This is a genomic window from Hyphomicrobium sulfonivorans, from assembly GCF_013306565.1.
Classification (GTDB): Bacteria; Pseudomonadota; Alphaproteobacteria; order Rhizobiales; family Hyphomicrobiaceae; genus Hyphomicrobium_A; species Hyphomicrobium_A sulfonivorans.
Genome location: NZ_PZPO01000001.1, coordinates 658,065 through 683,239, shown reverse-complemented (window position 1 = coordinate 683,239; position 25,175 = coordinate 658,065). Strand labels below are relative to the sequence as shown.

The following is a 25,175-nucleotide window of genomic DNA, read 5'->3' as shown; positions in this document are numbered from 1 at the left end:
GAACGGCCCATGTGGATCGTGAGATATGCGCTGAGCCATCGCCACAGCATCGGCGTTCTGGCGCTGTTACTGCTGTTGCTCGGCGGGCTGGGCGGACGCGGCATGTCGACCGACATCCTGCCCGCGGTGAACATTCCGGCCATAAATCTGATCTGGACCTATCAGGGCCTTAATCCGCAGGAGATGGCCAGCAAGCTGACGTCGTTCAGTGAGCTTGCGGTGATGAATAATGTCGACAACATCCGCGAGGTGCGCTCCGAAACCGTGAATGGCGTCGGCATCGTGCGAGTCACGTTTCAGCCGGGCACCAATGTCACGGATGCGTTCGCGCAGGTAACATCCGTCAGTCAGACCATTCTGCGCCGTATGCCGCCCGGCACAAATCCGCCGCTGATCGTGCCGTATGTGCCGTCGAGTGTGCCGATCATCCAGCTTGTGCTTGCCTCTGATACGCTCACCGATGGCGCGCTTTATGACTACGCGCGTCTCGCGTTGCGCGCACAGATACAGTCGATACCCGGCATCCGCCTGACGCTGCCGTATGGTGGTGCTTCGCGGCAGGTCATGATCGATCTGAAGCCCGAGGCGCTGCAGGCATACGGCATTTCCGCCGGCGATATTGCGCGCGCAACGGCAACACAAAATCTGACGCTGCCTTCCGGTTCGCTGCGCGTCGATGAACGCGACATCACCATCACCACCAATGCAAGTCCGGAGACGGTGGCTAATTTTGCCGATCTTCCGTTGCGTTCGGTGGATGGCCGGGTGGTGCGCGTTTCCGATGTCGCCAGCGTGCGCGACGGTCAGGCGGTGCAGACCAACATTGCGCGGCTCGATGGCCAGAACGCTGTGATCGTGCAGATCCTGAAGCTGGGCGACGCATCGACACTCGACATCGTGCAACAGATTCATGCGCGCATGCCGGAGCTGCGCGCCGCGGCTCCCGAAGGCATCACGATTGCGCCGGTGTTCGATCAGTCGGTGTTTGTCGTCAATGCGATCAACAACGTGATGGTCGAGGCCGTGATCGTTGGCCTGCTGGTTGCGCTTGTGGTGCTCGTGTTTCTCGGCAGCTGGCGCTCGTCGCTTATCGTGCTGACGTCAATTCCGCTGGCATTGCTGGCCTCTATTGCCGGTCTGGCGCTAACCGGAAACACCTTCAACCTGATGACGCTGGGCGGCTTAATGCTGGCCATCGGTATTCTGGTCGATAACGCGCTGGTCGAGATCGAAAACATCAACCGCAATCTCGAAATGGGATTGCCGCTGAATGAAGCGATCCTCAAGAGCGCCAGCGAGGTGGCGTTCCCGGAGTTCGTCTCGACGCTTTCGATCTGCATCGTGTTTTCGCCGTTGTTCCTGCTCACCGGCACGGCCGCCTTCGTATTTGTGCCGCTGGCGCTGGCGGTCGTGTTCGCAATGATCGCGTCATATGTGTTGTCACGCACGCTGGTGCCGACGCTGGCTTCGCTGATGCTTCATGCCGGTCCCCATCACGCGCCGGGCGGCTTGTTCGGCTTCATTGCGCGTGGTGTCGACAAGCTGCTGGGCGCGTTAGAGCGTATGATCGCAGCCATCGCCGCGCTGCTGTTGCGCTGGAAGTTTATTCCGCTCGCTGGGCTTGTGGTGGCGCTTGGCCTTGGCGGTTGGTCGGCCGCAAATCTCGGGCGCGAGTTCTTCCCAGAAACCGACGCGGGCATGATCCGCATTTATCTGCGCGCGCAAACGGGGCTGCGGCTGGAAGAGACGGCCGTGCGTTTCGCCGACGTGCAGCGCGAGATACTGGAGATCATTCCGCCCGACGAGGTGGAGTTCATCGCCGAGAATATTGGCAGCCCTGAACCGATCAATCTCGGCTGGGTTGAAAGCGGCGTGATCGGTTCGTTCGATGGCGAAATGCTGGTGCAGCTCAGTCATGCGCACGCACCCACGGAGATGTACGTGCGCAAGATCCGTCAGATGCTGACGGAGAAATTCCCGCAGATGGTCGCGTATTTCCGGCCTGCCGATGCAACCTCGCAAACGCTGGCGGGTTCGGCACAAACGGCGATTGAGGTGCGCCTCATCGGTCGCGATCGTGCAGGCAATGCCGAAATCGCGCACGAGCTCATGACGCGCATGCACGATATTCCTGGCGCAGTGGATGTCGCTCAGCGACAGGTGACGGACCTGCCGTCATATTATCTCGAAATCGACCGCGTGCGCGCGTTGCAGATTGGTGTAACACCGCAGGATGCCGCCACTGCATTGCTGGCTGCGCTCGGCGCGTCGGGAACGGTGTCGCCCAGCTTCTGGTCAGACCCCGAGCAAGGCGCGGCCTACACGGTGCAGGTTGTGGCGCCGCCGGCCAATCTCACTTCGCTTGAGCAGCTTTTGAATACGCCCGTGCGCCCATCGGCTGGCGGTGAGCCGGTTGCGTTGCGTACATTTGCATCGCTGCAGATGCGCGAAATTGCGGCCAACATCGATCGCACGACACTGCAGCCCACCATCACCATTCTTGCGAATGTGGAAGGGCGCGATCTCGGCGGCGTCTATGGCGATGTGGCTGCGCTGGTCGATGAGGCGCGCGCGCGCCTGAAGCCCGGCAACCGCATCGTCATCGCCGGACAAGCGCAATCTATGCAGCAGGCCTATGCGGAAATGCTGGGCGGTCTGCTGATGGCGTCCATCTTCGTTTATCTGGTGATGGTGGTGAACTTCCAGTCGTGGATCATGCCGGCCATCGCCATGGGTGGATTGCCGGTGGCGATATCGGGCGCATTGTTCGCGTTGCTGCTGACGGGCACAGCGGTTTCGGTGCCGGCGTTGACCGGCCTCATCATGGTGATCGGTGTTTCGACCGCAAACAGCGTTCTGGTGACGAGTTTCGCGCGTGACCTTTTGCTTGAAGGCATAGCGCCACGTCAGGCCGCGATAGAGGCTGCGCGCACGCGTTTGCGACCGGTATTGATGACGGCGACGGCGATGATCGTCGGCATTCTGCCGATGGCGCTCGGTCACGGTGACGGCGGCGAGCAGAATGCGCCGCTCGGGCGTGCGGTAGTCGGCGGACTCATCTTCGGCACCTGCGCGACGCTGACGTTCGTTCCGTTTCTGTTTGCGACTTTGGCCGGCATTGGTCGACGCAAGCAGGCGGCGAGCGATCATCACTCAGGTCAGAAACAGGAAATCGCACCTACGTCGCTCAGCGGCGTCCCGGCGGAATGAGGATGGAGCAAGTCATGGGCCTGAAACGTCTGGCGATCGCGCTTGCGGTGGTTTCGGTGTGCGGCACCGGTGTTTACGTGTTCACGCGCGCCGATAACGGTGCGTTGCTGGCCGATGCGCTGCGTTATGCGGGGCTGGCAAACAACGCGCATGCCAACCCGGCGCAACAGACAAAGGCCGATGCGCAGCGGGTTCGCGAGGTGCGCGTGATCGCGCCGGTGGCGGCGCCTGAATCTGTTGTGCTGACGCTGTCCGGCCGGACAGCGCCGGTCGAGCAGGCGCTGCTGTCGTCGCGTGCCAGTGGCATCGTGTCGGAACGCCGGGTCGACATTGGCGACAAGGTCAAGGCCGGCGATGTGCTGATCGTCATCGATGCGCCGGAGGTGGAGCAGGAGCTACGCCGTGCCCGTGCGGCTGTGGATCAGGCAAAGGCTAGGCTGACGCTGGCGCGCGTGAACCTTGAACGCTCGGAAAGTCTTGTCGGCAAGGGGCACACGTCGATGCAGACGGTCGATGAAAGGCGCGCGGCGGAACTGATTGCCAAGGCCGACGTTGCCGCCGCCGCTGCGGAGGTGAAGCGGTTGGAGGAAGTGGCCGGCTTCCAGACTATTCGCGCGCCGTTCGATGGCACCATCATCGCGCGGCACGTTGAGCGGGGGGACAAGGTGTCGGGCGAGTCGGGTCAGCAAAGCGGCTACCTGCTGCGTATCGGCAGGCTGGATGAGCTGCGCATTGAAGTGGATGTGCCGCAGTCATCCTCGCTTGTCGTTGTTCCCGGTTCTGCGGCCAAGGTTCAGTTTGCAGAGTGGCCGCAGGAGCTGGAAGCTAAAGTGGTGCGGGTTGCCAGCCAGATCGATGCTTCATCGAGCACCATGCGCGCAGAGCTGCTGATGAATAACCCTGCGGGCAGAATTCCGGCGGGTCTGAATGGGCAGGTATCGATCCACGTCGAGGCCGAGAAGGGCGCTGTCAACGTGCCTTCAAATACGTTGATGACGCGCGCCGGCAAGCAGGTCGTCGCAGTGGTTGATGCGCACAGCAAGGTGCAATGGAAAACGGTGCGCGTTGCGCGCGATCTGGGGGGCAGCGTAGTGATCGCTGCCGGTTTGACGGTAAGCGATCAGGTGATCGTCAGCCCGAATGCGCTGTTGCGTCCGGGTGATCAGGTGGAAATTGCACAACCGTCAGCGCAGGTGGGTATGGCGCGCCAGTAAGCGACGCCACTAAGTTGCGCCAGCGCTCGCGCAGTGCGGATTACCGGTTTTCGTACGGCGGCAATCGCGTGCTTGGTTCTACGTACGTGCGCTGTCCGCGCCATCTGCTGTTGAGCGAGAGCGCGACGCCAACCGGAATTGCGACCAGCAGCAGGATGCCGATTATCAGCGCCGCTCCCACCAGGAAAAACGCCGCCAAAATCAGTCCTGCGATCGAACCGATGACGAGCCCCGCCAACAGCAGCCATGCACGCCATCCGGAAACGACCGTCGTTTGTCCGTTATTCTGGATGACCAGCATATAAAACCTCGCAATCTGTGGCGGCTGATGGCGTCGCCAGCGATATTTAAGGAAACCAGCGGGCAATTGCGAGTGCTGGCGTTGTAAGCGACTGGTTTTGATCCCATAAGATGCGCCGGCGGATCAATGCAGCGACAACGGAAAACATGATAGATCTCTATTATTGGGCCACGCCCAATGGCCACAAGATCACGATATTTCTTGAGGAGGCGGATGTTTCGTTCCGCCTGCTCCCGGTCAATATCGGCAAGGGCGAGCAGTTCGATCCCGCGTTTCTGCGCCACGCACCCAACAACCGCATTCCGGCAATCGTCGATCACTCACCGGGCGACGGCGGCGAGCCGATCAGCATTTTTGAATCCGGTGCCATTCTTCAGTATCTGGGCCGCAAGACTGGGCTGTTCTATCCGCAGGAAGAGCGCGCAAGGGTTGACGTGGATCAATGGCTGTTCTGGCAGGTGGGTGGCCTCGGACCGATGGCGGGGCAGAACCACCACTTCGTGCAGTACGCCAGTGAAAATGTGCCGTATGCGATCGAGCGCTACGTGAAGGAAACGAACCGCCTTTATGGTGTGTTGAACCGCCGTCTGGCCGATCGCGAGTTCATTGCCGGCGAATATTCAATCGCCGATATGGCCTGTTATCCATGGATCGTACCGCACGAGCGGCAGCGTCAAAACCTTGCGGATTTCCCGCATCTGGCGCGCTGGCTGGAAACCATTGCAGCGCGTCCGGCGGTGCAGCAGGCATACGCGCTGGCCGAGACGGTGAATGCAAACGCGGTCATGTCGGAGCAGGATAAGCAGGTGCTGTTCGGCCAGACTGCCAAGCGCGATTGATTTTGATGCTGGCGATCATCGCAGCGCGCCTCAGTTTGGGGAGCGCTGCGATGACGTCTCTGTTTGTCAGCGCGCGCGGATGTAATGCGGCAGAATGAATGGCACGCCTTCCGATGGCGTCCTGTTGGTGCGCACTTCGCAGCCATAGGCTCGCGATAACACATCGTCCTTCAGCACTTCGGCCGGCGTTCCGCGCGCGGTTATCCGCCCGGCACTGAGTAGCACGAGTTCGTCGGCAAACACGGCGGCCAGATTGAGGTCATGCAGAATGGCCATAACCGCAAGCCCCTTGCGCGCCTGCTCCAGGGCCTCTTCCAGCACAACGCCCTGATGGGCGAGATCGAGGCTGGCGGTCGGCTCATCCAGCAACAGAATGCCCGGTTCGTTTTCAGCGCGCTTCGCCATCGCAAGCTGCAAGAGCGCGCGCGCAATGTGTACGCGCTGGCGTTCGCCGCCGGAAAGATTGGTGAACAGGCGATGTTCAAGCGCCAGCAGGCCCACAGTGCGCAGGCAGTCCAGCGCCATGCGCTCGATATGCTCCGGTGGCTCTGCGAAGCCGGGAACGGTTGCGCCCAGCAGAACCACTTCGCGCACGCTGAACGGAAACGAGAGTGCCGTCGATTGCGGCACGACGGCGCGACGGCGGGACAGATCCAGCGCGGTGAAGCTGGACAGCGCGCGGCCGTCCAGCGTGATCGCACCTGAGGTTGGCTTGATCTCGCCCGATAGCAGCTTCAGCAGCGTGGATTTGCCAGCACCATTCGGGCCGACAAGTGCAACCAGCTTGCCCGGCGGGATCGCCATGTTGATGTCGGAGACGAGCGTCTTGCCGTTGATCTGAAACGCGGCGGCGTGTGCAGTCAGCATTGTCTACTCCGAGCCGCCGATGCCGCGTTTCATCACCAGATGCAGGAACACGGGCGTTCCTATCGCAGCCATCACGATGCCGATGGGCAGCTCCGCCGGGCGTACGATGAGCCGCGCGATGATGTCGGCAAACAGCAGCAGCGCCGCGCCAAACAGCGCGCTGCCCGGCAGCACGACGCGATGATCCGGCCCGGCGAGCAGGCGAATGATATGCGGCACCACGATGCCGATGAAGCCGATGACGCCAGCCATCGCGACGGCGGCGCCGACGGACGCGGCGGTGGCCACAATCGCGATGCGTTTGGTGCGCTCGACGTTGATGCCCAGGTGAAACGCTTCGGCTTCGCCCAGCAGGAAGCCGTTGAGGCCGCGGATCAGCAGCGGCGTCAGCAGTGCAATCAAAATGCCGAATGGCAGTATGGCAAGAATCTTGGGCCAGTTTGCACCGCCGAGGCTACCCATGGACCAGAAGGTGAGGTCGCGTAGCTGGCGGTCGTCGCTGGCGTATGCGAGCAGGCCGGTTAGCGCACCTGAAAGAGCACCAAGCGCGATGCCCGCAAGCAGCAAGGTGCCAATCATGAGCTGACCGTGACGTCCGGCGATCGTGACAAGTATCAGCGTCGTCACCATGCCGCCGAAGAACGCGGCAACAGGCAATGCGTAGATGCCGAGGGGCGCGAGTATCGGCGCGGCAATACCATTGCCCAGCACGATGGTTGCGACGGCGAAGAGTGCTGCGCCCGATGACACACCGACGAGGCCAGGATCAGCCAGCGGGTTGCGGAACAGGCCCTGCATGATGGCGCCGGCAATCGCCAGGCTCGCGCCGACGAAGATGCCGAGCAATGTGCGCGGCAGCCGGATATCCAGCAACACCAGTTGTTCGCGGGCGATGGTGGCATCGGTTGTGCCGCTGATAGCGGCGGAGAGCACACGCGGCAACGATGACAGTGTGATGCCGGTGGGCCCAAGGGAAAGCGACGCAACTATTGCAACAGCCAGGAGCACAGCGCTGCCAATGATGACTTGGGCAGGGCTCATGCGGTGGGTTTTCCCCGCCCGGCTGCCCGAGAGGTGAAGCGCTTCACTCGTCATTCGGCAGCGCTCGCCTTCTTCTGCACCAGCTCGGGATAAAGCGCGGCCATCAGCTCACGGGCAGCGCGCGCACAGCGTGGTCCGAAACCGAGCAGGTAAAGGCCGTTCATCTCGATGATCTCGCCATTTTTCATGGCTGGGCTGCCCGCGAGTGACGGGACGGTTTTTATGCGATCGGATGGCATGCCACCAGCACTGTGCTGCATGGTTAGGATTGCGTCCGGTGCAAGCTCGACGCCGGCTTCATCGGTCATGGGCTTATAGCCCGGCACCGAAGCTCCGGCATTCACCGCGCCGGCAAGCTGGATCATCGCATCGGCACCGGTTCCCGCGCCGCCAATGGTGGCCTTGCCGCTCTGCACGCTCAGCACGAACAGCGCGCGCTTCGGCTTCGTAATCTTGGCGCGCTGCTCTGCCAGCAGCGCAAAGTCGCGCTCGACATCTTTAGCCAGAGCTTCGCCTGCGGCTTCCAGGCCGACAACTTTCGCGATGAAGCGGATCTTGTTGGCCACACCCTCAGGCGTCTTGTCATCGGGCACCACCACATAAGGCACAGACGATGACTTCAGCACCTCAATGACCGGAGGCGGGCCGGCATCCGATGAGGCAATGATGACTGAAGGATTGGTTGAAAGCACACCCTCGGCAGACAGTGCGCGCAGATAACCTACATCGGTCTTCTTCTGCAGCGCGTCGCCGGGAAACTGGCTTGTTGAATCAATGGCGATGATTTTGTCATCGGCGCGCAGCGCATAGAGAATTTCGGTTACATCGCCGCCGACGGAGAGAATGCGTGACGTGTCGCTCACTTTTACGTCGCGCCCGCTGCCATCCAGGATCGATTGATCGGCCAGCGTAGAAGTTGCCGACAGGGCAATGCCAGATGCAAGCAGGAGGGAAGAGGCGCAAGCGCGTATCAGATAGCTGCGAAACATTGATATCTCACTTTGTCAGGATGAGCTTGCCGTTGGCGGTGATGCGCAGACGGTACTCCATGCCGTCGTGCTCAAGTATGGCCTCGCGGCCGCCTTTCAGAATATCCGTCACCGCAACGCGTACTTTGCGTTCGCCTTTAGAGCCTGTAATATGTTCTACGGCCGCATCGGGATAGGTTTCTTCTTTGGCAGCGGCCTTCATGACCTGCGCTCCATGGCTTTTTTGAAGATGGCCTCAAAATGCGAGCGGTGCGGCGTTTGTGGCAGATTTGCGCCCGAACACATTTCTTGACTTTAATAGTCATAAAACGTTAACTTGTACAAGTCCGGTACGCCGGATTGTGGTGCGTCCCGCAGTCCTTGGGGAATGCACCGGTACGAGACAAGCCCGCCAGTACGCGTTGCGTGCACGAGCCAGCCAGTCCGTTAGAAATTGATTGGGGGCTTGGAATGATGCATGCGCGTAGCGTTACGAGCGAGATCGCGGCTGTGATCTCGCCCACACTTGTCTCAGAGTGCAATAAGCCAGACACGGCCAGAGCCGCGGTGCGTCGTACTCCTGCCGGACGGCAGCTTGTGCGAGCTTTGCTTCTGCTTGGCGTGTCTGCCATCGCAGTAAATGTAAGCAGCGATGCGTCCGCTCAGGAAAATCAGCTTCCGCCGCTGACAGTTGAGGGAAATCAGGCAAAGAAGCCTGCACAGAAGAAGGCAGCGGCGAAGAAGGCAGCTCCGGCTACTGTTGCGACACAACCTCCGCAACAGCAGCAGTTTAACGCGTCGGCGGCTGCAAACGAGAGCACCATCCAAGCCTCCGAGATACCTTACACGGTACCCGCTGGCGTCAGTGTGGTGGGCGTGGGCGAAATCGACACGTTCGGCCAAACTCGCCTTGATAACGTACTGCGCGCACAAGCTGGCACGTTCACGCGTGAGAGCGCTGGCAATCCTGGCATCGCAGTCAATATCCGCGGTTTCGAGGGCATGGGCCGCGTCAACATGATGATTGACGGCGTCCGCCAGAACTTCCGCTTTCTTGGCCATGAAGCCGGTGGCTTCACCTACGTCGATCCGATGCTGCTTGCAGGCATCGATATTCAACGTGGCGCAATCTCAACCGCCGGTGGCGCCGGTGCGCTGGCGGGTGCTGCAAACTTCCGCACTTTAGGCGTTTCCGACATCATCAAGGATGGTCAGGATTCCGGCGTGTTGACCGCGGTGTCGTGGGGCAGCAACGGAGTTGGCTGGTCGGAGATGATTGCTGCCGGTATGCGGACCGAAAGTGTCGGCGTGGCCGCGGCCATCGCGAAAACAAATCAGAGCAACTACAAAAACGGCAGCGGTCAAACCGTGCCGTTTACCGATCAGGACATCGTCTCAGGACTCGTGAAAGGCTATGGCTACTTCTCGCCGGAAGCGCGCCTCGACGTCGGCGGTGTGTTCTACGACAACGACTTCTCGGCCAATTCCTACTACCAGAATCTACGCTCGAGCATTGTGACGTCGCGCTTCAGATATGCGCCCTCCGACAATCAGCTCGTCAATCTGAACATGGGTGTGCAGTACAGCAACGTTGAGATGACGTATCTCCGCGGGCTGAACGCCGTTGCTACCCAGGCCGGCCGCAAAATCGAAGATAAGGGCGCGGGCTTCGACATCTCCAATACCTCCCGCTTCTACCTGGGAGACGTTCGCGTCAGCTCAACATACGGTGTTGAGTATTTCGTTGACGACTTCAGGGTCACGAGAGGTGCAGTGAACCCTGCGGGACAGAACTCGGTTGGTGGTGTGTTCTCTGAAACCACCTTCTCCCGGGGTATTCTCGATCTGATCGTCGGCTTGCGATACGATTTCTATGGCATCGAAGGCAATGGTACGGTCATCGCTGCTGGCGGGCCGATGCCAATAGGTGCCTATACGGTCGACAAGAATGACGGCCGCATCGACCCGAAGATCACCCTTGCTGCAAAACCACTGGATTGGCTGCAAGTCTACGGCACGTATTCTGAGACCATGCGCGCACCGACGGTTACGGAAATGCTCGTCGGCGGTGATCATCCTGGCGGCGGATCTGCAAGCTACATTGCCAATCCGTTCCTGAACGCAGAGGTGTCCAAAGGTTTCGAGATTGGCGCCAATATTCTGCAGGATCGGATCTTCACTGCGAACGACAGGTTCGGCTTCAAGGCCGCCTATTTTAATATGGACATCGAAAACTACATCGTCACCTGCATGGGGGCCGTGTTCTATTTCTGCAATGCTCCTGGCACCAGCGAGGTAAGCGGTGTTGAACTGCAGGGCAATTACGATGCAGGCTTCCTGTTTGCTGGCATGACCTACACCTATCTTAATAGCAAGCTTCCGGCGCAGACGCCGGGGTTTGGCGCCAGTCAGTTCATGCCGGACAACAACCTCGTTCTGACCGGCGGCTTGCGCTTCTTCGATCAGGATCTTGAGATCGGCGCACGTGGGTACTTTGTCTCCAGTGCTGAAGACCCAGCAAATGCAAGCGGCCGCAGTCCGGGATATGATCTGATGGATCTGTTTGCGAACTACCGTTACTCGGAAAGCATTACGTTCGGTGGCACGGTGACCAACGTGTTCGACGCGACGTACACGCCTATCCTGGGTACTGCGCCGTCGTCATCTTGCGGTTCGTTTATTCCGGGAGCTTGCCCCCCGTCACCCGCAAGCGGCCGCGGACGTACGTTCCTTCTCACCACGCGCGCGCAGTTCTGACAGGGTTGGCTCGGCTTGATGCCGTGATAAACCTGTTGGCATATGTCAGCGACACCTAGGCATCGACATCGGCGGGTACCATGTATCCGCCGATGTGAGTTCAACACGCCCATGGGAGGCAAATAGAATGTCCAAGTTCATCGCCATGAACCGCTTCAAGGTGCAGAAGGGTTCCGAAAAAGACTTCGAGCACGTCTGGCTTTCGCGCGAGACGCATCTGCACGAGCTGCCCGGTTTTGTTGAGTTCCATTTGCTCAAGGGGCCGGAGCGCGAAGACCATGTGCTTTATTCCTCCCACACTGTCTGGCGCTCCAAGGAAGACTTCGAGGCCTGGACCAAGTCGGAGCAGTTCCGCAAGGCGCATGCACGCGCGGGCAGCGGTGACGTGAAGCCGCTTTATGTTGGTCATCCGGAATTCGAAGGCTTCACCGTTCTGATGGAGCAGACGAACGACGGCACCTCCAAGACGCCCGTGGCGGCGGAATAATCGGCGGAGCTGAGATCATGGAAACCGCTGCAGCCGCCACAACTGAACGTCCGCCGCTGGCGGAGCGTGTCGCCGCCGGTGCCGGAGATCTGCTGGAGCAGATCGCGCGCGAATATGGCGTCAGCACGCTGGAGGTTGTGCGCAATTTGCCGGCCGATCAGGGCGTGGTCGTTTCAGGCGATGCCTTTGCCGACATCATGCAGGACATCTCCTCGTGGGGCGATGTTCTGTTCCTCATTCACAATAGCGATATCGTGCTTGAGTGCACCGGCAAGGTTCCGCAGGGCACGTTCGGCCATGGCTATTACAACATCCATGGCGACAGCCCGATCGGCGGTCACATCAAGGCTGACAACTGCAAGGCTATTGCATTCGTTGCACGCGGTTTGAAGCGCATCAGCATGTCGGTGCAGTTTTATAACGGCGCGGGCGAAGCTGTGTTCAAGATCTTCGTCGGCCGTGATGAGAACCGGGAGCTTATTCCGGAGCAGGTGCAGAAGTTCGAAGCGCTGCGCGCGCTACTCGGCGTAAACCCTGCGCGGCCTGTCTGAAGTGCAGGTCGCAAAAAAAAGATTGGGCAGACGGCCTACGACGCCTGTCCTTTGGCGCCGCCTAAGGGAGCAACCTCCCAGTTCCCCTATGCAGCAGGCGCGTCCTAGAGTATGGGCTGGCTTTATGAGCCAGCCCATACTCCTCGTCGCAGCAGCGGCGCTCGTCGATACCGATAATCGGATACTTCTCACCCGTCGCCCGCCCGGCAAGGACATGGCCGGCCTGTGGGAGTTTCCTGGCGGCAAGGTGGAGCCGGGCGAGACGCCGGAAGCTGCATTACGGCGCGAACTGTTCGAGGAGCTGGGCATTGATGTCTGCGCCGAGTGCCTGCACCCGATCACCTTCGCCAGCCACACCTACGAGAAGTTTCACCTGCTGATGCCGCTGTTTCTGATCCGGCAGTGGGACGGCATGGTTGCCGCGCTGGAGGGGCAGGAGCTTGCATGGGTTAGGGCGACACGGCTGAAGGATTATCCGATGCCGCCCGCCGATGTGCCGCTCATTCCGGCATTGCGTGATCTGCTCCGCTAACCGCTACAGTAGTCAACGCGATGCGCGTGCGGTGTGTGCCGGGGCGCGCGGCCTAGAGCCATGCTTCAGTCGGCAGCAATACCAACTGCTATTCGTCCAGCTTCCGTTCCGGCACGCCTAATGCTTCCGCAAGCCGCGCCGACGCAGATCCGGGCCGCAGCGGTTTAGGCTGGCTTTCGTCCGGTGCCCACGCGGTCAGCGTCAGGATTTCAAACGTCGCCGGAATGCGGCCATCGGATTGCGCATAGCGTTCGATGTAAATCTCCGTTGCGCGCAGCAACAGGCTTCGCGTCACCGGCGTCTTGCGCCGCGCGATAAGCATGTTGCTGGCGCCCATCGCCTTGATTTCCCGCATCAGGCTGAGCGGATCGGAATAGGTGACGGTCACGGTTTCGGAATCGACCACCGGCAGCGCAAAGCCAGCCCGTTGCAGCAGCGCACCCATGTCGCGCACGTCGGCGAATGGAGCTACGCGCGGTGATGCGCCGCCCGAAACTTCAGCCTCCGCCGCCAGCCAAGCCGCGCGCAGCTCATGCAGTGTTGTGCCGCCGAGCACGGAAGCCAGTAACAGCCCGTCCGGCCGCAATGCGCGGCGGATCTGGATCAGCGTACCCGGCAGATCGTTGACGAGCTGGAGCGACAGCGCCGACACCGCCAGGTCGAGCGTGCCGTCGCCGAAGGGAAGCGCTTCTTCGTCGGCAACGACGCGCAGGTCGGCCGGGCTCCGCGCCAGCAGCGCTGCCACCGGGTCGAGATCGATGATCCGTTCGACCCCCGCCAGCCCACGGATACGTTCGCTCAACAAGCCGTGATGCGCGCCGATATTCGCCGCCAACGGCAGCGTACGCCGCACGATTGCCAGCCGCTCGGCCAGATCGTCCGCTACCCGCTGGAGCAGAAAGTCGTGCTCGGATACGCGGCCGGCAAAGCGCCGCCGCCGCCGGGCCAGCAGCGGGCGGTCGAAAATGCGGGAGGGTTCGGGCTGGGATTGCAACGGCTAAATCCGGATCGATGACGGCCCTGCGTGCGGCCGAATTAAAAGCGTGTCGCCTCTCGCGTGCCGGCACGTTACCATCGGAGAGATGGCAACTTGCTGAATTTCGGCCTTAACCTATGTCTGCAGCATGGAATAGCACAACTGCGCCGATGCGCCGGGCCGCGCGCGCGGTGTCGGATTTTCTCGTGCCGCCGCTGTGTCTGGCCTGCCATGCTCCGATCGCCCAGCACGGGGCGCTGTGCGCGCAATGCTGGAGCCGGGTCGATTTTATCCGCCAGCCTGTTTGCGACCGCCTCGGCACCCCGCTCGCCATCGATATCGGTGCCCCGGCCATATCCGCTGCAGCGGCTGCCGACCCGCCCGAATATGACCGCGCCCGTGCTGTCGCCCGTTTTGACGGCGTCATGCGCGAGTTGGTGCACGGCCTGAAGTTTCGCGACCAGCACGGCGGGCGCCAGTTTTTCGGGCGTGTCCTGGCGTCGGCTGGGGCCGAACTGCTGTCAGATGCCGATGCCCTGATCCCGGTGCCGCTCACCCGCTGGCGTCTGCTCGGGCGTCGGTTCAATCAATCGGCGGTGCTGGCACAGGAGATTGCCCGCAATACGGGGCTGCGGTACTTGCCGGCGGCCCTCGTCCGCAGCCGGAAAACGCAGCCGCAGGTGGGGCTTACGCGTGTGCAGCGTCGCGATAATGTCGCCGGCGCCTTCGCGGTTTCCGCCAGCGCGCGCGGTAAACTTGAAGGCGCCCGGATCGTGCTGGTGGATGACGTTATCACCACCGGCGCAACGGTCCGTGCGTGCGCCCGCGCCCTGAAGAATGCCGGCGCCGCGCGGGTGGATGTTCTGGCGCTGGCAATCGTTACCGACGAGGCGCTGCTGCCGCCCTGAGATCACCCAGGAAACCGTTGCCCGGTTCGCGGCAATTCTTTTCCGGAAATGTCTAGTATTCGTCGCGATTTGCGCCGCGCCGCGAAAGCATTAAAATGGCGGTGCGTCGTCGCTTAGAGTGCTTCAACGAAACCGCTGAATGACTCTAGAGCGGGCGGGCGCATGAAAGGGGACGCATCTTAAGCCCATGCCAAAGATCACCGTCTATACCACCCGTTTTTGCCCTTATTGCCACATGGCCAAAGAGCTGCTGCGCAAGAAGGGCATCACCGCGTTTGAGGAAATCGACGCCAGCCAGCAGGACGTGCGGGCGCAGATGCGCGAGAAGGCCGGCGGCCGGCATACGGTCCCGCAGATCTGGATCGGCGATCAGCACGTCGGCGGTTGCGATGATCTCTATGCCCTCGACCGCGACGGCAAGCTGGACGGATTGCTCGCCGTGTAGCAATCAGACGGCGGCAGCAAACCAAATTTCACGAAGGTGGCATCCGATGTCGGTCGCGCCAGAGAAGTTTCGCGTCGGCCTCGTGCAGATGTGTTCGGGCAGAACCGTCGCGCCGAATATTGACGCTGCGTGTGCCCTGATCCGGCAGGCGGCGGGTGATGGCGCGCAATACATCCAGACGCCTGAGATGACCAACATTCTGGAGATCGATCGCACCCGCTTGCCGGATGCGTTGCGTCCGGAAGCTGACAACCCGGCAATTCATCGCTTCGGCGAGCTGGCGCGGGAGCTGGGTGTGTGGCTGCACATCGGCTCTCTGGCGCTGCTGGGCGAGGCTGGAAAACCCGTAAATCGCTCCATCCTGTTTTCGCCCGCAGGCGAGATCGTCGCCCGCTACGACAAGATCCATATGTTCGATGTCGATCTCGCGAACGGCGAGAGCTATCGCGAGAGCGCCAGTTACGAGCCCGGTAAAACTGCGGTTCTGGCGCAGCTGCCGTGGGGCGGATTGGGCATGACGATCTGTTACGATCTGCGCTTCCCGCACCTGCATCGCACGCTTGCGCACGGCGGCGCGCAATTCCTGGCGGTTCCGGCTGCATTCACCCGGCCAACCGGCGCCGCGCACTGGCATACACTGCTGCGGGCGCGGGCGATTGAGTGCCAATGCTATGTGTTCGCGGCGGCGCAGGGCGGCAAGCACGAAGACGGCCGCGAAACATTTGGGCACAGCCTCATCATTTCGCCGTGGGGTGAAATTCTGGGCGAGGGCGATGTCGAGCCCGGCGTTATCGTTGCCGACATCGATCTTCTGCGGCTTGAGCAAATTCGCCAGCAGGTGCCATCGCTGCGCAATGATCGTCCGTTCGATCTGGTCAAGTCGCCGCCTCCACGTCAGGGCGGTGCTGCGACGTGATCAGATACAGTCTCAGGTGTGCAGGCGACCACGAGTTTGAAGCGTGGTTTGCTTCCAGCGCATCATATGATGCCCAGGCGGCAGCAGGCGATGTTGTCTGTCCGGTATGTGCTAGCCGCAAGGTCGAAAAATCGATCATGGCGCCCAATGTCGCCGTAAGCGGCCGTTCTGCAGAAATGCCTTCACCGAACGAAGATACCGCGGCCAAGGTTCGCGCGTTGATGCGGGAAGTGCGCCAGATGGTTGAGGCGCAATCGGAAAACGTGGGCGACCGCTTCCCGGACGAAGCACGCGCGATCCACTATCGCGAAGTTGAACAGCGTGCGATCCGAGGCACGGCTTCGGCGGACGAAGTTCGTAGTCTTCTGGAAGAAGGCATTGCGATCGTTCCGCTGCCGGATCTGCCCGAAGAAGCGAACTGACGCTGGTCTGGGATCTAGGACCGGAGCGTCACAGGCGGGTTCGTGCGCGCTCATCACGTTTGCGCGAGCACCACCACGGTATAGAGCACGGCCGACCTCACATCTTCAGTGCGGAAGCGCGGCTCAGTGTTGCCAGGTGAGATCCACGTATAGCTGCGCGCATCGTGGCTCCAGATGCCATGCACATGGCCGGCGCGATCGACAATGATGCCGCCGCCGTCATAGGCCAGCGAGTAGCCTTTGATTTTCAGAATTTCATTCGATCGCAGCAGCTCGAACAGCCGTTGCTTTTTGTCTTCTCTCATCGCAGCCCCCCACGAACTTCCCCTGCTGGCGATGCGCGAGAGTTGAATCGAATCCGATCTATTTCAATGCTTGCCGATACTATTCATTACCAAATAGTTACCAATGATCCTATGGCGGAGCAAAAATGACGCTGGGTTGCTGTCACATAGCCTTCATTCACGCGGGCTAAGCGCGAAGCTGGAGTTCCATGTCTCAACGGAATTAGGCCCGATGACATCGCCCGTTCGCCTCGTAATCGTCATTGCGGCGCTGGTGTGGAGTGGCGTGGCCGCCGCCCAAACGATTTACCCGATAGACCGGGCGCAGATACTGCAAGGCGCCAAATTCGATCTGAAGGTCGAGTTTCCCGGAGCGCCGCCAGCGGGCGATCTGCGCGTAATCATCAACGGCGAAGACGCGGGCAAGGTGCTTGGCAAGGAAGCGACCGTTGTCGAGCGCGAGGACGGAGCTGCGCGGACTGCCTACTGGATCAGGAATGCTGAACTGTCCGGTAGCGGGCCGGTTGTCGTCGAAGCATCGGCCGGTGGTTCAACAGCGCGCGTCACGTGGGATGTGTTCGGCACGCCCGATGGCAGGCTTGCCCGCAACGTCATTTTGCTGGTCGGAGATGGTCTTTCAATCGCGCACCGAACGGCAGCGCGCATGCTGTCGAAGGGCATCTCGCAGGGCAAATATCACGGCGAGCTTGCGATGGACTCGATGTCCAACATGGCGCTGGTTTCAACCTCCGGTACTGATTCAATCGTGACCGACAGTGCGAATTCGATCACCGCCTATGCAACCGGACATAAGTCGTGCGTGAATGCGCTGGGTGTTTATTGCGCGTCGAATCGCGAGAACCATCAGCATCCGCAGTTCGAGACGATCGCCGAGCTTGCAAAGCGCAAGCTTGGATTGGCCGTTGGCATCGTAACTGACACTGAAATCCAGGACGCAACGCCGTCTGGATTTGTCGCGCACACGCGCGCCCGTTCAGATTATGAAGACATCGTGGAGATGTACTTCGGTCTGCAGCCCGATGTTGTTCTTGGCGGTGGTGCGCAATTCTTCCGGCCGGCTGGCGTTGATCGTGGCAAGCGTCGCGACGGTCAGGACTACATCCAGAAATTTCAGCATGCCGGATATGCGTTCGTCGATACTGCAACGACGCTTGGCGATGTCGCGGCACGGCCTGAAACGCGCCGGCTGCTGGGGCTGTTCAATGATCGCAACATCGATGGCGCGCTTGATCGCCGATTTCTGAAGAAGGGCACGGTCGCCAAATTCCCCGATCAGCCGGATCTTACCGACAGCGTTCGCGCGGCGTTGCAGGTGCTGTCGCGCAATGATCAGGGCTTCTTGCTTCTGGTTGAAGCTGGGCGCATCGACAAATACAGCCATTCGCTCGATTGGGAGCGCGCGGTCTACGACACCATCATGTTCGATAACGCAGTGGCAGTGGCCAAGGAATATGCGGCCCGCAGCAATGATGCACTCGTGATCGTCGTGCCCGATCACGCGCATCCGGTGTCGATCATCGGCACGTATGACGACCGCAAGGGCGATGAACTGCGCGAGCGGCTGCAGACCTATGCGTCCGCCGGCTTTCCGGATTACCCGGCGCCGGACGAAGCTGGCTATCCGCCGCGCGTTGATGTCGAGCGGCGACTGGCGATGGTGTTCGCCGCCTATCCCGACCACTGCGATGCCGGGCGTCCTCACCTTGGTGGGGAGAACGTTCCGACCATTGCTGCTGGTGCGGCGGGAGCGCGCGCAGGGGATCGGCGAGGAGAAAAGGCGGCTGCGGCTGAGACCCCAACCTATTGCGCGCCGGGGGAAGCCCGAAAGATCGGCAATCTCCCGATTACTGCACGCAGCGGAGTTCACGCAGCCGATGACGTCCTGCTGACCGCAGACGGCCCCGGCGCGGATGCTTTTCGCGGACGCGTTGACAACACTTACGTATTTCGTGCGATTGCACGAGCGCTAGCGCTAGGCCTAGCGAAGTAAGTCTTCAAACATATCCGTGCATTGCAAAGTACAAAATAAATTAACCTACAGGCGGGCTAATTCATTTCAGCGTAGTAGTGATAGCCGGCCAGATTGCACTTGGCTTGCCGCCACTCAACCGGCTTTCCGTCGATCGCAAACACTATGCTGTCCAGCGTAAGCAGCGGTGTGCCCTCGGCCACCTTCAGTAATTGTGCGTCGACATCGCTCGCTGTTGTGACGGCGACCTTTTCTTCAGCGCGCCCCAGCAGCACACCGTAGTGATGGGAAAGCACGACAATGCTAGGTGAAATGTCATCGGCATGTGAAAGGCCGGGAAAGCGCGACTGCGAAACGGTTGATTCTTCAGTCAGCAATGGTGCGCCTTTGTGAGAAAGAACGCGGCGTATCCGATAAACCGGTTCGCCAATTCGCAACTGTAGGTTGCGCGCCTCGCATTCACTTGCGGTGCCTTCGAGCACAGACGAGCTTTCTGCATCGCCAACTATTTTTGATCCGTCGCGCTCGCGGATATTGCTGAAGCGGACGGCATGCTCGTTGGAAGTTTGATCTATTACAAATGTACCGCGGCCCTGGCGTCGGGAAATCAGCCGCTCGCATTCCATTTCATCCAGTGCTTTGCGCACCGTGCCGACGCTTATTCCCAATTCTCGCGAAAGCTCAATTTCGTTCGGAATTGCCGCTCCCGGTTTCCACGCGCCTGCCGCAATGCGTTGGATCAGGGTGTCCTTAACTTGCAGATAAAGGGGCCGTGTGGAGAACCGTCCTACCGCTGTCATAGGGAGCCTCGAAGGTTTGAGTGACTTGCCTCCGAGCCAAAGGAACTATGGAGCATTTGTTGGCCCCGCCTCTGGCCCGCCAATGTCCGGCAACGCGAAATACGAAACCTTTGCAGTGCATATGACGCGTACGCCATTATCTTCAAAACCATGTGCACTTCGAAGTACTGTATAATAATCGCGATTAACTATAACCCGCATTAGGTCATGTTGCACTGGGGTTGTCCACGTCTATTTCAGCTACTCAACTTAAAGGTGCGACACGCGGGCGCAATATCGACATGCGCCCCGCAAAACTAATACGTGCACGGCGCAAATGTTGTTACGTTAACTATGTTCCATGTTTCGATTGTTTTTGTTTGGTAGTCCGGATTGATGATCTGGGGTTGCGGCAGAGGCTGCGTTTCGCTCGGAGCAAGCGGCGGCTACAAGTATTATTGGCGACACAGCGTATCGGTTCGTCCTTTCGCCCTTGCGGGTATTTTCAGCCCGGTGCAAACAACGGGGCGTTGTTGGCTGCAGATGGCCGGCCTTGGAGGAAGCTTTATGCAAATAATGGAGCTGCGGACGTCCCATGCATCCGTAGGGACGAGCCAATCTGCCGACCGCTCGGTGCGCCATGACTGGTCACGCGAGGAAGCGCAGGCTCTTTATGATGCGCCGTTCAACGACCTGTTGTTCAAGGCTCACACGATTCACCGTCGATATTTCGAACCCAACTCTGTGCAGTGCAGCCGGCTGCTGTCGATCAAGACCGGCGGCTGTGCGGAAAACTGCGGTTACTGCAGCCAGTCAGCGCATCACTCGTCCGGCCTCAAGGCCAGCAAGCTGATGCAGGTGGAGCGCGTTCTCTCCGAAGCGCGCAAGGCCAAGGAGCAGGGCGCTACCCGCTACTGCATGGGTGCTGCGTGGCGTTCGCCCAAGAACCGCGACATGGAAACGCTGTGCGCGATGGTTGAGGGCGTGAAGGAGATGGGCATGGAGACTTGCATGACGCTCGGCATGTTGTCCGACGATGACGTCATGCAGCTCAAGCACGCCGGTCTCGATTACTACAACCACAACATCGACACGTCCGAGCGCTACTACGACAAGGTCATCACGACGCGCACGTTCGCCGATCGCCTCGATACGCTGTCGCGTGTGCGTGAGGCCGGCATCAAGGTCTGCTGTGGTGGCATCGTCGGCATGGGCGAGGAGCCGGAAGATCGCGTCGACATGCTGTTGACGCTGGCCAACCTTCCCGAGCATCCGGAAAGCGTGCCGATCAACATGCTGATCCCCATTCCGGGTACGCCGATGGCGGATGCGGAAAAGATCGACGGTATCAATTTCGTGCGCACCATCGCACTTGCACGCATCATGATGCCCCAGTCGTTTGTCCGTCTGTCCGCTGGCCGTACCGAGATGAGCGACGAGACGCAGGCTCTGTGTTTCTTCGCCGGCGCCAATTCCATCTTCATTGGCGACACGCTGCTGACAACTGACAACCCCGGCGAAGACAGCGATGCCGTGCTGTTTGAAAAGCTGGGCTTGAAGCCGCTCGAACTCAAGAACGGAGCGGGCGAGCAGGGCGATGTACAAGAGCCATGAGCGTGCGCTTGAAGCGCTGACGCGACGCGGGCGCCTTCGGGCGCTCGCACCGGCAACCGGCCTTGATTTCAGCTCTAACGATTACCTCGCACTCGCGCGCTCAACTGAGTTGCGCGATGCTGCGCGTTCAGCTGTGCTGCGCGATGTTTCCATTGGCTCCGGCGGATCGCGGCTGTTGCGCGGTAACGATCGCGAACACGAAGCGCTGGAAGCAGAAGCGGCAGCATTCTTTGGTGCTGAGTGCGCGCTGTTTTTCGGCGGTGGCTTTCTGGCCAATCTTGCGATCTTCTCAACGCTGCCTCAGCGCGGCGATCTGGTTGTTTACGACGAACTGATCCATGCATCGGTTCACGATGGAATGCGGCTGGGCAAAGCGGATTGCGTCCCGGCCCGTCATAACGATGCCCAGGCGGTCGAGGACGCGATCACGCATTGGCGCGCCAACGGTGGCACGGGCACGCCCTGGATTGCTGTTGAGAGCCTTTACAGCATGGACGGCGATGCCGCGCCGCTGGATGAGCTCATCGCCATTGCCGACCGCCACAGCGGTGTTCTCGTCATCGACGAAGCACACGCCACCGGCGTTATGGGGCCAATGGGGCGGGGGCTGGGTGCGGCGCTTGAAGGGCGCGAAAACGTCGTCGCTCTGCACACGTGCGGCAAGGCGCTGGGCGCCATGGGTGCGCTGGTCACCGGCCCCAAAATCCTTTGCGACTACATCATCAATCGATCGCGCCCCTTCATTTATGCCACTGCGCCGTCGCCGCTGATTACATCGGTTGTGCGCGCGTCTCTGCTTGTCAGCCGCTTCGGCGCGGCACGGCGCGATAAGCTGGCTGCGCTGGTTGCGTTTGCTGGCGCGCGATTGAACGAGCGTTGCGGTCTGCCGGTTTCCGGCACGCATATTCAGCCTGTCATTGTCGGCTCGGACGAGCGCGCAACGCGTCTTGCCTCCGCCATGCAGCAGCGTGGGTTCGACATCCGCGCCGTGCGTCCGCCAACCGTGCCGGAGGGCACCGCGCGACTACGCCTGATGCTGACGTTGAACGTTGATGAAGCGCAGGTCGCCGCTGTGATCGATGCGCTCGCCGAGGAGTTGGAGAGGCTGCAGTCATGAGCGCGACAATCGTCGTGACGGGGACCGATACGGGCATCGGCAAGACGGTGTTTTCAGCTGCATTGGTTTCGGCCCTGGGCGGCGCTTACTGGAAGCCGGTGCAAGCTGGTTTGTCCGGACCGACCGACAGCGAAACCGTTCGCCGTCTGGCAGCGGCCGATAGGGAAAACATTCTGCCTGAAACCTATCGTCTGAAGACGCCGGCATCGCCGCATCTTGCAGCCGAGCGCGATGGCATAGAGATCGACGTCGAAACTCTTTCGGCCATTCCCGCCACGCCCCGTGGCACACCGCTTGTCATTGAAGGCGCCGGTGGTTTGATGGTGCCGCTGCGGCGTGACTACCTGCAGCTTGATCTTTATGCGCGCTGGCAATTGCCAGTCGTGCTCGTCGCCTCAACCCGGCTGGGCACAATCAATCACAGCCTGTTGTCCATCGAAGCACTGCAGCGTCGTGGCGTTCCGTTGCTCGGCGTCGCTTTCATTGGCGACAGCATGTCGGATTCGGAAAGCACCATTGTCACCATGGGCGGCACGCGTCGCTTGGGTCGCCTGCCGCATCTCGATGAGCTTTCGCCCGCCTCGCTTTCCGCTGCATTTGCTGCCAACTTCCGTACCGCTGATTTTATCGCAGCTGCTCCTGTTGCGCCGCCATCGTCTGCGCACCCGTCCGCGCCATGACGAACAGGTCCGGCAGTCCGATCTGGCATCCATTCACGCAGCACGGCCTGCTGCCGTCGATGATGCCGATTGCGTCAGCTTCCGGCGCCTGGCTTGAAACGCGCGACGGCACGAAGTTGCTGGATGCGATTTCGTCGTGGTGGGTGATCACGCACGGGCACTGCCATCCAAAAATTGTCGATGCCATTTCGCAGCAGGCGCAGACGCTGGATCAGGTGATCTTCGCCGGTTTCACGCACGAGCCCGCCGAGACGCTGGCCCGCGGCCTGATTGATTTTGCGCCGCGCGGACTTGAACACGTCTTTTTTTCTGACAGCGGCTCAACGTCGGTCGAGGTCGCGTTGAAAATGGCGCTCGGCTACTTCCGCAACATTGGCGAAGCGCGCAGCCGCATCGTTGCGTTTGAGCATGCCTATCACGGCGACACGGTTGGCAGCATGTCGGTCGGCGCGCGCGGGGTGTTCAGCAGCCCATATGAGCCGCTGTTGTTCGATGTGCTGCGCATTCCGTTTCCATCCGCTGGCAACGAGCAGCTCACCATCGATGCGTTTGCAGCCGCGTGCGCTGCCGGCGATGTTGCCGCGCTGATCGTTGAGCCGTTGATCCTAGGCGCGGGCGGCATGCTGATGTACGACGCAAGCGTGCTGCGTGAATTGCGCCGTGTCGCCGATGCCCATGGTGTGCTGCTGATTGCCGACGAGGTGATGACCGGCTGGGGCCGTACGGGCCGGATGCTGGCGTGCGATGTTGCTACCATTGCGCCGGACATCATGTGTCTCGCCAAGGGCATCACCGGCGGGTCGATGCCGCTGGCGGCGACGCTGTGCACGGCGCCGATTTTTGACGCGCACCGTTCGCATGACCGTTCGCGCATGTTCTTCCATTCCAGTTCCTACACCGCCAACCCGATCGCCTGCGCGGCTGCGGTCGCCAATCTCGAAATCTGGCGCGATGAGCCGGTTGTCGATCGTCTGGCCGCATTGGTCGATGCGCACGCCGCGCGCCTGGCAGCGTTCCGAGACAATCCGCATTTCGAAAATGTTCGTCAGCTCGGCACCATCGCAGCGCTTGATTTTAAGGTGGCCGACGGCGGTTATCTCGCCAGCGTGGCGCCCGCGCTGTCGCGCTACTTCCTTGAGCGCGGCGTATTGCTGCGGCCGCTGGGCAATACCATTTACGTCATGCCCCCCTATTGCATCACCGGGCAGGAGCTTGATCTCGTGTACAGCGCCATTGCCGACGCGCCGGATTGGCTGGCGAGGCAAACCGCATGAGCATCGCTGGAACAACAATCGCAGGCGCCGGACATTATGCGCCGGAGCAGCGCGTCACTAACGCCGAGATCGAACAGCGCCTGGGTCTTGAGCCCGGGTGGATCAAGCGGCGCACCGGCATCGAAGAGCGCCGTTATGCAGCGCCGGAGCAGGCGCTCACCGACATCGCCTTCCCGGCCGCCGACATGGCGCTGCGTAATGCCGGCATCGATCGCGCTGCCGTCGCGCTGACGCTGCTGGCCACCAGCACGCCGGATAATCCGCTACCGCCATCGGCGCCGCTGCTCACGCATAAGCTCGGCCTCACCAACTCCGGCGGCATCGACATGGCCGGCGCCTGCGGCGGCTTCCTTTATGCGCTTGCGCTGGGCGACAGCTTCGCACGCATTCACCGGGCGCCCGTGCTGGTGGTGGCGGCGAACATTCTTTCCCGCCGCATCAATCCGGCGGAGAGGGCCAGCTCTGTTTTATTCGCCGATGCCGCTGGCGCCGTCGTGCTGCTGCCAACCGATCGCGCCGACACCGGTGTGCTCGGCGTCAGTCTCGCCACCGATGGCAGCGCCTACGGGCTGATCCAGATTGCTGGCGGCGGCAGCCGTCGGCCGTTCGCCGCTGACCTGCCTATCGAAGAAACGCTGATGACCATCACCGATGGCAAGGCGGTGTTCGTGCGGGCCGTTGAGATGATGTCCGATGCATCGCAGAAGGCGCTCGCGATGTCGGCGCTCGAGCTGGGCCAGATGGACTGGCTTGTGCCGCACCAGGCCAATGGCCGGATCATCGCGGCTGTGTCGAAGCAACTCGGCATGCCGAGCGAACGGGTGCTGAGCAGCGTCGCGGCCTTCGGCAACAGTTCGGCGGCAACCATACCCTTCACGCTCTCACTGGCGATGGAGGCGGGGCAGGTGCAACCGGGGCAGTCGCTGCTGATGTGCGCAGCGGGAGCGGGCCTCACCGGTGGCGCGGTCGTCTACCGCTGCTGAGACGCAGGTTGGCGAGGTGC

The 25,175-nt window shown here is 61.0% G+C and carries 25 protein-coding genes; 17 read left to right on the top strand and 8 right to left on the bottom strand.

The annotated features are described in order from the left end of the window. Positions 1–9: 9 nt before the first annotated feature. Entirely contained in the window at positions 10–3,210 is a 3,201-nt protein-coding gene (locus C6Y62_RS03145; protein WP_173952738.1) for an efflux RND transporter permease subunit, read from the top strand. A 14-nt stretch (positions 3,211–3,224) separates the two neighbouring features. Continuing rightward, positions 3,225–4,424, top strand: a complete 1,200-nt coding sequence (locus tag C6Y62_RS03140; RefSeq protein WP_173952737.1) for an efflux RND transporter periplasmic adaptor subunit — start codon at positions 3,225–3,227, stop codon at positions 4,422–4,424. 40 nt (positions 4,425–4,464) lie between these two features. Here C6Y62_RS03140 and C6Y62_RS03135 read toward each other — a convergent pair whose 3' ends face one another. Further along, positions 4,465–4,725: a hypothetical protein gene (locus C6Y62_RS03135; protein ID WP_173952736.1), complete on the bottom strand. Its 261-nt coding sequence runs from the start codon at positions 4,723–4,725 to the stop codon at positions 4,465–4,467. A 146-nt stretch (positions 4,726–4,871) separates the two neighbouring features. Here C6Y62_RS03135 and C6Y62_RS03130 point away from each other — a divergent pair, with 146 nt between their 5' ends. After that, positions 4,872–5,564, top strand: coding sequence for a glutathione binding-like protein (locus C6Y62_RS03130; RefSeq protein ID WP_173953068.1), 693 nt, complete (start codon positions 4,872–4,874; stop codon positions 5,562–5,564). 66 nt (positions 5,565–5,630) lie between these two features. On the opposite strand, the gene C6Y62_RS03125 is transcribed toward C6Y62_RS03130, so the two are convergent. The 4 genes from C6Y62_RS03125 to hemP are packed head-to-tail and all read right to left on the bottom strand — an operon-like array spanning position 5,631 to position 8,663. After that, on the bottom strand, positions 5,631–6,431 hold the full coding sequence (locus tag C6Y62_RS03125; RefSeq protein ID WP_173952735.1) for a heme ABC transporter ATP-binding protein: 801 nt from the start codon (positions 6,429–6,431) through the stop codon (positions 5,631–5,633). A 3-nt stretch (positions 6,432–6,434) separates the two neighbouring features. Further along, the gene (locus C6Y62_RS03120) at positions 6,435–7,472 is read right to left on the bottom strand and encodes a FecCD family ABC transporter permease (protein ID WP_246274259.1); all 1,038 of its coding nucleotides are present in this window, start codon (positions 7,470–7,472) and stop codon (positions 6,435–6,437) included. 50 nt (positions 7,473–7,522) lie between these two features. After that, positions 7,523–8,461 (bottom strand): heme/hemin ABC transporter substrate-binding protein, encoded by a 939-nt coding sequence (locus C6Y62_RS03115; protein ID WP_173952733.1) that lies wholly within the window; start codon positions 8,459–8,461, stop codon positions 7,523–7,525. A 7-nt stretch (positions 8,462–8,468) separates the two neighbouring features. Continuing rightward, positions 8,469–8,663, bottom strand: coding sequence for a hemin uptake protein HemP (hemP, locus tag C6Y62_RS03110; protein ID WP_173952732.1), 195 nt, complete (start codon positions 8,661–8,663; stop codon positions 8,469–8,471). A 374-nt stretch (positions 8,664–9,037) separates the two neighbouring features. Between hemP and C6Y62_RS03105 the strand changes: the two genes are divergently transcribed. From C6Y62_RS03105 to mutT, 4 genes are all read left to right on the top strand, one after another. Beyond that, on the top strand, positions 9,038–11,197 hold the full coding sequence (locus tag C6Y62_RS03105) for a TonB-dependent receptor domain-containing protein (RefSeq protein ID WP_173952731.1): 2,160 nt from the start codon (positions 9,038–9,040) through the stop codon (positions 11,195–11,197). A 127-nt stretch (positions 11,198–11,324) separates the two neighbouring features. Beyond that, positions 11,325–11,684: a heme-degrading protein HmuQ gene (hmuQ, locus tag C6Y62_RS03100; RefSeq protein ID WP_068462732.1), complete on the top strand. Its 360-nt coding sequence runs from the start codon at positions 11,325–11,327 to the stop codon at positions 11,682–11,684. A gap of 17 nt (positions 11,685–11,701) precedes the next feature. Beyond that, the gene (hutX, locus tag C6Y62_RS03095; RefSeq protein WP_173952730.1) at positions 11,702–12,235 is read left to right on the top strand and encodes a heme utilization cystosolic carrier protein HutX; all 534 of its coding nucleotides are present in this window, start codon (positions 11,702–11,704) and stop codon (positions 12,233–12,235) included. 124 nt (positions 12,236–12,359) lie between these two features. Continuing rightward, positions 12,360–12,767, top strand: a complete 408-nt coding sequence (gene mutT, locus C6Y62_RS03090) for an 8-oxo-dGTP diphosphatase MutT (protein ID WP_173952729.1) — start codon at positions 12,360–12,362, stop codon at positions 12,765–12,767. An 88-nt stretch (positions 12,768–12,855) separates the two neighbouring features. Here the strand turns inward: mutT and C6Y62_RS03085 are convergent, their stop codons facing one another. Continuing rightward, positions 12,856–13,761, bottom strand: coding sequence for a methyltransferase domain-containing protein (locus tag C6Y62_RS03085; protein WP_173952728.1), 906 nt, complete (start codon positions 13,759–13,761; stop codon positions 12,856–12,858). Between the two features lie 152 nt (positions 13,762–13,913). On the opposite strand from C6Y62_RS03085, the gene C6Y62_RS03080 reads away from it, so the two are divergent. The 4 genes from C6Y62_RS03080 to C6Y62_RS03065 all read left to right on the top strand — a co-directional run bounded on the left by C6Y62_RS03080 (position 13,914) and on the right by C6Y62_RS03065 (position 16,434). Next, positions 13,914–14,651 carry a ComF family protein gene (locus C6Y62_RS03080; protein ID WP_246274257.1) on the top strand — a complete coding sequence of 246 codons (738 nt, stop codon included), beginning with the start codon at positions 13,914–13,916 and terminating at the stop codon, positions 14,649–14,651. Between the two features lie 187 nt (positions 14,652–14,838). Further along, positions 14,839–15,096, top strand: a complete 258-nt coding sequence (grxC, locus tag C6Y62_RS03075; RefSeq protein WP_068462722.1) for a glutaredoxin 3 — start codon at positions 14,839–14,841, stop codon at positions 15,094–15,096. A gap of 46 nt (positions 15,097–15,142) precedes the next feature. Further along, on the top strand, positions 15,143–16,012 hold the full coding sequence (locus C6Y62_RS03070) for a carbon-nitrogen hydrolase family protein (protein ID WP_173952726.1): 870 nt from the start codon (positions 15,143–15,145) through the stop codon (positions 16,010–16,012). Then, a complete protein-coding gene (locus C6Y62_RS03065) occupies positions 16,009–16,434 on the top strand; it encodes a DUF1178 family protein (protein WP_173952725.1) in 426 nt (141 codons plus the stop codon). The genes C6Y62_RS03070 and C6Y62_RS03065 overlap by 4 nt, the downstream gene beginning before the upstream one ends. A gap of 53 nt (positions 16,435–16,487) precedes the next feature. On the opposite strand, the gene C6Y62_RS03060 is transcribed toward C6Y62_RS03065, so the two are convergent. After that, on the bottom strand, positions 16,488–16,739 hold the full coding sequence (locus C6Y62_RS03060; RefSeq protein ID WP_173952724.1) for a hypothetical protein: 252 nt from the start codon (positions 16,737–16,739) through the stop codon (positions 16,488–16,490). A 211-nt stretch (positions 16,740–16,950) separates the two neighbouring features. Here C6Y62_RS03060 and C6Y62_RS03055 point away from each other — a divergent pair, with 211 nt between their 5' ends. Continuing rightward, positions 16,951–18,729: an alkaline phosphatase gene (locus C6Y62_RS03055; protein ID WP_173952723.1), complete on the top strand. Its 1,779-nt coding sequence runs from the start codon at positions 16,951–16,953 to the stop codon at positions 18,727–18,729. Positions 18,730–18,785: 56 nt separating this feature from the next. Here the strand turns inward: C6Y62_RS03055 and C6Y62_RS03050 are convergent, their stop codons facing one another. Beyond that, positions 18,786–19,508, bottom strand: a complete 723-nt coding sequence (locus C6Y62_RS03050) for a GntR family transcriptional regulator (protein ID WP_173952722.1) — start codon at positions 19,506–19,508, stop codon at positions 18,786–18,788. 555 nt (positions 19,509–20,063) lie between these two features. Here C6Y62_RS03050 and bioB point away from each other — a divergent pair. From bioB to C6Y62_RS03025, 5 genes are read left to right on the top strand one after another with little or no spacing between them, the layout of a single operon-like run. Next, positions 20,064–21,101, top strand: coding sequence for a biotin synthase BioB (gene bioB / locus C6Y62_RS03045; RefSeq protein WP_068462710.1), 1,038 nt, complete (start codon positions 20,064–20,066; stop codon positions 21,099–21,101). Continuing rightward, positions 21,085–22,218, top strand: coding sequence for an 8-amino-7-oxononanoate synthase (locus C6Y62_RS03040; RefSeq protein ID WP_173952721.1), 1,134 nt, complete (start codon positions 21,085–21,087; stop codon positions 22,216–22,218). Before bioB ends, C6Y62_RS03040 begins: the two co-directional genes overlap by 17 nt. Next, the gene (gene bioD / locus C6Y62_RS03035; protein ID WP_173952720.1) at positions 22,215–22,898 is read left to right on the top strand and encodes a dethiobiotin synthase; all 684 of its coding nucleotides are present in this window, start codon (positions 22,215–22,217) and stop codon (positions 22,896–22,898) included. The genes C6Y62_RS03040 and bioD overlap by 4 nt, the downstream gene beginning before the upstream one ends. Further along, entirely contained in the window at positions 22,895–24,172 is a 1,278-nt protein-coding gene (locus tag C6Y62_RS03030; protein WP_173952719.1) for an adenosylmethionine--8-amino-7-oxononanoate transaminase, read from the top strand. The genes bioD and C6Y62_RS03030 overlap by 4 nt, the downstream gene beginning before the upstream one ends. Continuing rightward, positions 24,169–25,155: a beta-ketoacyl-ACP synthase III gene (locus C6Y62_RS03025; RefSeq protein ID WP_173952718.1), complete on the top strand. Its 987-nt coding sequence runs from the start codon at positions 24,169–24,171 to the stop codon at positions 25,153–25,155. The genes C6Y62_RS03030 and C6Y62_RS03025 overlap by 4 nt, the downstream gene beginning before the upstream one ends. Positions 25,156–25,175: the final 20 nt, after the last annotated feature.

What these genes read in the sequence shown, in the direction of transcription:
- C6Y62_RS03145 (WP_173952738.1), top strand. Translation starts at nt 10, where the DNA reads ATGTGGATCGTGAGATATGCGCTGAGCCATCGCCACAGCATCGGCGTT.
- C6Y62_RS03140 (WP_173952737.1), top strand. Translation starts at nt 3,225, where the DNA reads ATGGGCCTGAAACGTCTGGCGATCGCGCTTGCGGTGGTTTCGGTGTGC.
- C6Y62_RS03135 (WP_173952736.1), bottom strand. Translation starts at nt 4,725, where the DNA reads ATGCTGGTCATCCAGAATAACGGACAAACGACGGTCGTTTCCGGATGG.
- C6Y62_RS03130 (WP_173953068.1), top strand. Translation starts at nt 4,872, where the DNA reads ATGATAGATCTCTATTATTGGGCCACGCCCAATGGCCACAAGATCACG.
- C6Y62_RS03125 (WP_173952735.1), bottom strand. Translation starts at nt 6,431, where the DNA reads ATGCTGACTGCACACGCCGCCGCGTTTCAGATCAACGGCAAGACGCTC.
- C6Y62_RS03120 (WP_246274259.1), bottom strand. Translation starts at nt 7,472, where the DNA reads ATGAGCCCTGCCCAAGTCATCATTGGCAGCGCTGTGCTCCTGGCTGTT.
- C6Y62_RS03115 (WP_173952733.1), bottom strand. Translation starts at nt 8,461, where the DNA reads ATGTTTCGCAGCTATCTGATACGCGCTTGCGCCTCTTCCCTCCTGCTT.
- hemP (WP_173952732.1), bottom strand. Translation starts at nt 8,663, where the DNA reads ATGAAGGCCGCTGCCAAAGAAGAAACCTATCCCGATGCGGCCGTAGAA.
- hmuQ (WP_068462732.1), top strand. Translation starts at nt 11,325, where the DNA reads ATGTCCAAGTTCATCGCCATGAACCGCTTCAAGGTGCAGAAGGGTTCC.
- hutX (WP_173952730.1), top strand. Translation starts at nt 11,702, where the DNA reads ATGGAAACCGCTGCAGCCGCCACAACTGAACGTCCGCCGCTGGCGGAG.
- mutT (WP_173952729.1), top strand. Translation starts at nt 12,360, where the DNA reads ATGAGCCAGCCCATACTCCTCGTCGCAGCAGCGGCGCTCGTCGATACC.
- C6Y62_RS03080 (WP_246274257.1), top strand. Translation starts at nt 13,914, where the DNA reads ATGCGCCGGGCCGCGCGCGCGGTGTCGGATTTTCTCGTGCCGCCGCTG.
- grxC (WP_068462722.1), top strand. Translation starts at nt 14,839, where the DNA reads ATGCCAAAGATCACCGTCTATACCACCCGTTTTTGCCCTTATTGCCAC.
- C6Y62_RS03070 (WP_173952726.1), top strand. Translation starts at nt 15,143, where the DNA reads ATGTCGGTCGCGCCAGAGAAGTTTCGCGTCGGCCTCGTGCAGATGTGT.
- C6Y62_RS03060 (WP_173952724.1), bottom strand. Translation starts at nt 16,739, where the DNA reads ATGAGAGAAGACAAAAAGCAACGGCTGTTCGAGCTGCTGCGATCGAAT.
- C6Y62_RS03055 (WP_173952723.1), top strand. Translation starts at nt 16,951, where the DNA reads ATGACATCGCCCGTTCGCCTCGTAATCGTCATTGCGGCGCTGGTGTGG.
- C6Y62_RS03050 (WP_173952722.1), bottom strand. Translation starts at nt 19,508, where the DNA reads ATGACAGCGGTAGGACGGTTCTCCACACGGCCCCTTTATCTGCAAGTT.
- bioB (WP_068462710.1), top strand. Translation starts at nt 20,064, where the DNA reads ATGGAGCTGCGGACGTCCCATGCATCCGTAGGGACGAGCCAATCTGCC.
- C6Y62_RS03040 (WP_173952721.1), top strand. Translation starts at nt 21,085, where the DNA reads ATGTACAAGAGCCATGAGCGTGCGCTTGAAGCGCTGACGCGACGCGGG.
- bioD (WP_173952720.1), top strand. Translation starts at nt 22,215, where the DNA reads ATGAGCGCGACAATCGTCGTGACGGGGACCGATACGGGCATCGGCAAG.
- C6Y62_RS03030 (WP_173952719.1), top strand. Translation starts at nt 22,895, where the DNA reads ATGACGAACAGGTCCGGCAGTCCGATCTGGCATCCATTCACGCAGCAC.
- C6Y62_RS03025 (WP_173952718.1), top strand. Translation starts at nt 24,169, where the DNA reads ATGAGCATCGCTGGAACAACAATCGCAGGCGCCGGACATTATGCGCCG.